The 5,215-nt window shown below is 65.4% G+C and carries 5 protein-coding genes, 1 tRNA gene and 1 other RNA gene; 2 read left to right on the forward strand and 5 right to left on the reverse strand.

The features are described from left to right. On the forward strand, positions 1–373 hold a 373-nt coding region (locus FVW20_RS07000), incomplete at its 5' end, for a methylated-DNA--[protein]-cysteine S-methyltransferase (RefSeq protein ID WP_196608867.1). Between the two features lie 32 nt (positions 374–405). Here the strand turns inward: FVW20_RS07000 and zupT are convergent. After that, complete coding sequence (gene zupT, locus FVW20_RS07005) at positions 406–1,236, reverse strand: zinc transporter ZupT (RefSeq protein WP_196608868.1); 831 nt, start codon at positions 1,234–1,236, stop codon at positions 406–408. 131 nt (positions 1,237–1,367) lie between these two features. On the opposite strand from zupT, the gene FVW20_RS07010 reads away from it, so the two are divergent. After that, entirely contained in the window at positions 1,368–1,694 is a 327-nt protein-coding gene (locus FVW20_RS07010; protein ID WP_196608869.1) for a hypothetical protein, read from the forward strand. Between the two features lie 209 nt (positions 1,695–1,903). Here FVW20_RS07010 and ffs read toward each other — a convergent pair. The 4 genes from ffs to FVW20_RS07030 form a co-directional block, all read right to left on the reverse strand. Continuing rightward, positions 1,904–1,999, reverse strand: an RNA gene (ffs, locus tag FVW20_RS07015) — signal recognition particle sRNA small type. A gap of 21 nt (positions 2,000–2,020) precedes the next feature. Continuing rightward, positions 2,021–2,112 (reverse strand) — tRNA-Ser (locus FVW20_RS07020). Between the two features lie 773 nt (positions 2,113–2,885). Then, entirely contained in the window at positions 2,886–3,650 is a 765-nt protein-coding gene (locus FVW20_RS07025) for an enoyl-ACP reductase FabI (RefSeq protein ID WP_167127716.1), read from the reverse strand. Between the two features lie 384 nt (positions 3,651–4,034). Beyond that, a complete protein-coding gene (locus tag FVW20_RS07030) occupies positions 4,035–4,931 on the reverse strand; it encodes a phosphoribosylaminoimidazolesuccinocarboxamide synthase (protein WP_196608870.1) in 897 nt (298 codons plus the stop codon). Between the last annotated feature and the right edge of the window lie 284 nt (positions 4,932–5,215).

The raw sequence follows: 5,215 nt of genomic DNA on the forward strand, positions 1-5,215 counted from the left end.
TGGCAGCGCCGTGCAGGCCGCACTGGCCGACTACGTGGCGGGAAAGCCGGTGCGCTGGCCCGACCTGCCCCTGCTGCTGGACGGACTGACTCCGTTCACCCGCGACGTGCTGCTGGCCCTGCGCGACAAGGTACCGCACGGACAGATCACCACTTACGCCGGGCTGGCCGCACTGGCGGGCCGCCCCGGCGCGGCGCGCGGGGTGGGGCAGATCATGGCCCGCAACCCGTGGCCGCTGGTCATCCCTTGCCACCGGGTGCTGGGTGGCTCTGGTCGCAACATCCGGCTGCATGGCTTCGGCGCATCCGGCCTGCCCATGAAACGCTGGCTGCTGCTGCTGGAAGGGGCCATCGACGACACCATGAAGGACTGACCCGGCTCCGGGACGCCCGGCACGCGCCGCCGCTATCCCAGCAGCAACAGCGAGAGCGCCATCACCACCATGCCGGCCACCAGCCCGAAGATACAGACGTGGTGCTTCCCGTACTCCTCCGCGCCCGGCAGCAACTGGTCGAACGAGATGTAGACCATGATCCCGGCCACCCCGGCGAACAGCACCCCGAACACGGTCGTGGAAAAGAACGGCAGCAGCACCAGATAACCCACCAGTGCGCCGACGGGCTCGGACAGCCCGGACAGGAAGGAATAGCGAAAGGCCTTCCAGCGGTCGCCGGTGGCGTAGAAAATGGGCACGGAAACGGCGATGCCTTCCGGGATGTTGTGAATGGCGATGGCCACGGCGATGGCGATGCCCATGGCCGGGTCCGTCAGCGCGGCGGTGAAGGTCGCCAGTCCCTCGGGAAAGTTGTGGATGGCGATGGCGATGGCCGTGAACACGCCCGCGCGGCGCAGTTTTCCGAAGTCGTGCGCCTCGTTGCGGGGCAGGTTGTCGAGTCCGGCGTCCAGTTCCTCGATGGAGTGCAGTTCGTGCGGGTTCTCGTAGTCGGGCACCATCCTGTCGATGATCGCGATAAGGCCCATGCCCCCGAAGAACGCCAGCACCGCCGCCCATGCGCCCGGCGTCTCGCCCCACTGCTGGGCCAGGGCCTCCCGCGCCTTGACGAGAATTTCGACGAAGGAGACATACACCATCACACCCGCCGAAAAGCCCATGGCCCCGGCCAGGAACGAGGTATTGGTCCGCCGGGTCCAGAAGGCCAGCGCCGACCCGATGCCGGTGGCAAGACCGGCAAATGCCGTCAGGCCGAACGCCATCAACAGTTGCTGCGTGTCCATGTGCGGTGCTCCGTGGAGTTGTGCGCCCCGCGCACAACCCAGCGTGATGGCTGACGCGGGCAGGGTCTTATACACATAACGTTACAGAAGCCGCTCCTTCGTGCAAGCGCAAGATCCGGACATCGCCGAACATGCTGGACAAGACCACCCTTATCGCCACGGTATGCGAACGGCTGCCCCGACTGGAAGCGGGCCACTGCCTGGACCTGCGCACCTACAAGCGCAACCGCTCCGTGGCCATCGTGCGCACCGGGCCGGACAGCTACGACGTGTTCGAGGCGGGATTCCACGAGGAAACATGGACAGGCCTGACCGCCGACGCGGTGCTCCGTCTGCTGAAGACCCTGCTGAAACGGGAATTCCCGCGCAGCCACAAGGTGCGCCTGTACACCCTGCCCAGCCGCGAGGCCGCCAACGTGAACCGCATGGGGCATGGCGCGGGGAGGTTTGGGGAGTGAATCCCCCCGGTTCAACCCGTGAAAAACGAGACGGCCAGCGCTCCCGATTGCGCTGGCCGTCTTGTTTGGAGGAGGCGGTGGTATGCCGAGACTTCCCTTGCGGGCTGCCCCGTCCGGAAACGTCCGCAATGCGGGCGCAGCCGGTGCCGCCGATGTGCACGTGCGGTATGAACACGGCACACAACAGATGAAGGCACAAGTTTCCTTGTGCCTTCAGGGAGCCGGACACCCGGCCACAACCGTTACCGCTGCTTCCTTTCGGACCTGACGGGGTTGGCGGCGTTGCCGCCGTCCGGCTCCCGATCTGTAATCAAGCGGAAAAAGACTGGCGGAGAGGGAGAGATTCGAACTCTCGGTACGCTGTTAACGTACACACGATTTCCAATCGTGCTCCTTAGACCAGCTCGGACACCTCTCCGTGCGAGAGGCAGTGTCTAGCAGACGGCGGGGCAGCATGGCAAGCGAAAAGTGCGGATTGCTCGCCAAACCTTCGCGCGCCGTTCCGCAGGGGCTATCTGGCCGAAGCGCAAACGGGGTTGCGCCGTCATCCTCCTGCCCCGCAAGCCAGGGACACGCGCTTGCCCTCTGCCGCCTCACAAGCCACACACCCCGCTTACTTCCGCTCTTCTCCATGCCCCGCACGGCACGTCGCACCCTCTTCCGTTCCGGCACGCTCCCGGCGCACCCGTGGCGGGCCTCAGCACCCGCCGCCAGTGGGCAGAAAGCGCCCGGCCACCACAACCCACACCACCAGAACGCCCACCAGTATCAGAATCTCCCACATGGGGAACGGCTCCTTGCGTACGGCTGCCGGAGCGGGCGCAACAGGCCCGCCATTTCCGGCGCATCCGCATCCCTACGCCCGCCCCTTCCAGACGGCAACAGCATGAGAACGTCGTGGCCGCGGCGTGGCACCCGGCAAGCAACCGCCCCTTTCCCCGCTCACGCCCGCGCGACAACACGCCATACCAACGTGCCACCAACACAAAAGGCTCACCCTAGCGGGTGAGCCCATGAGAAAACGAAATCGTAGCGGTCCGCGAGGGGCTATTCACACTGCGGAGATTTCGTTCTCCGGCAAGGAAGACGAGCCTTTTTGCGAAGGGAGCGTACTCTTCCGTACGTGACCGGAGCAAAAGGCGACGTCTGACGCAGCCGGAGGGCGAAAGAACGCAGTGTGAATAGCCCCGCCTAGATGCCCATGACGTTGTAGCCCGAATCCACAAACATCACCTCGCCCGTCACGGCGGACGACAGGTCCGAGGCCAGGAACACGGCGGCGCGGCCCACGTCCTCGGTGGTCACGTTGCGACGCATGGGGGAGTGTTCCTCGATGTGGTCCAGAATCTGCTTGAAGCCCGAAATGCCCGAAGCGGCCAGGGTCTTGATGGGACCGGCGCTCAGACCGTTGATGCGCACGCCCTTGGCGCCCAGGTCCACGGCCAGGTAGCGGACGGAGGCTTCCAGCGCGGCCTTGGCCACGCCCATGACGTTGTAGTTGGTGATGACCTTCTGCGCGCCATAGTAGGTCATGGTCAGCACCGAGGCGCCGGGGTTCAGCAGCGGCTCGAAGGCCTTGCACAGCGCCACCAGCGAGTAGGCGGAAACGTCCAGCGCCAGCTTGAAGCCGTCGCGGGTGGTGTCGATGTAGCGGCCATGCAGGTCGTCGCGGTGGGCAAAGGCCACGGAGTGGACGATGACGTCCACGGTGCCCCACTTTTCGCGCACCATTTCGGCGGCGGCGGCCACCTGCGCGTCGTCGGTGACGTCACAGGGGAAGGTGAAGTCGCCGCCCAGTTCCTGACAGATGGGCTCCACGCGCTTCTGGATGGCCTCGCCCACGTAGCTGAAGGCCAGCTGGGCGCCATGGTCCTTGAATTCCTTGGAAATGCCATAGGCAATGCTCTTGTTGTTGGCCACGCCGAAGATCAGAGCCTTCTTTCCTGCGAGCAGCATGCGGTTCTCCCTGTTGTTCTGGGTAGATGGCAAAAAACGGGAATGCGGCGCGCGGCGCGGCATCCCGACGTGCGGCGGCGCAGCGTCCTTCCCCGAAGGGCCCTCAAGAACACCGCGCGCCTGCGAAATACTGGCAAACTAGGATTTTTTTCCGCTGGCTAGGAAAACAAGCCCGTCATGAGGGAGTGCGGCAGCCGTTATGCGAGCCTTTGAGCTTTACGGATGGCGACCGCAGCGCGCACTCTTCTCGTATATGACCGACATGACGGGCGAAGTTTGACCCCGTTGCGCACGATGTCCGTAAGGCTCGCAAGCTCGCCTGACGGCCACGCTTCGCGCCCTTCGGGTCGGACGCCAGCGGGAAAAAGGACAGTTTGCCGCAGCCTAGACGGCCAGCTTGGAGCCGGTCAGAATCTCGTACGCCTCGCGGTACTTCCTGCCCGTCTCGGCAATGACGTGCTCCGGCAGGGCCGGAGGCGGCGGGGTCTTGTCCCACGGCTGCGAGGCCAGCCAGTCGCGCAGGTACTGCTTGTCGAAGCTGGGCTGGCCCTTGCCGGGCGCGTACCCTGCGGCGGGCCAGAAGCGCGACGAATCGGGGGTCAGCACCTCGTCGATCAGGATTACCTCGCCATCCACCAGCCCGAACTCGAACTTGGTGTCGGCAATGATGATGCCGCGCCCTTCGGCGTATTCACGCCCCTGCGAGAAGATGGCGATGGAAAGTTCCTGTACCCTGGCGGCCAGTTCGTCGCCCATCAGTTTGGCGGCCTGCTCGATGCTGATGTTCTCGTCGTGTTCGCCCAGCTCGGCCTTGGTCGAAGGGGTGAACAGCGGCGTTTCCAGCTTGGCCGATTCCGGCAGCCCGGCGGGCAGCTTGTGGCCGCACACCGCACCGGTGGCCTTGTAGTCCTTCCAGCCGGACCCGGTGATGTGCCCGCGCACGATGCATTCCACCGGCAGGGGCCTGGCCTTCTTCACGATGACGGCGCGGCCTTCCAGCATGTCGCGGTAGGGGGCGAGCGGCGCGGGAAAGCGGTCCACGTCGTGCTCGATCAGGTGGTTCTTCACCAGCCCGGCGAAACGGTTCATCCAGAACAGGGTGATGCTGTTCAGGATCACGCCCTTGTAGGGGATGGGCTCGCCCATGATCACGTCGAAGGCCGACATGCGGTCGGTGGTGACGATGAGCAGGGTCTGCGCGTCGATCTCGTAGATGTCGCGGACCTTGCCCCGCGAAAGCAGCGGGTATTCCTTGATGTCGGTTTGCGTGACGACCTGCATGTCTTTCCCTTGTCTGCGTTTGTCTTCGGTTATGGGGCCGATGCCGCGCGAAGCCTTGCGGCGTCACGACTGCTGATGCCGACAAGCCCGGGCGTCCTGCCGCGCGGACGCGGGCGGGGCCTTCGGGCCTTCGGGCCTTCGGGCCTTCGGGCCTTCGGGCCTTCGGGCCTTCGGGTATGATAACGCGGGACGGGCGCCGGGGACAAGATGCCCCCGGCCCGCCGCTACCTGTTGCGCGATTCCGCCGAGCGGGCGTGCGCCTCCAGCCCTTCCAGCCGGGCCAG

It is taken from the genome of Nitratidesulfovibrio oxamicus, from assembly GCF_015731765.1.
GTDB classification, from domain to species: domain Bacteria; phylum Desulfobacterota; class Desulfovibrionia; order Desulfovibrionales; family Desulfovibrionaceae; genus Cupidesulfovibrio; species Cupidesulfovibrio oxamicus.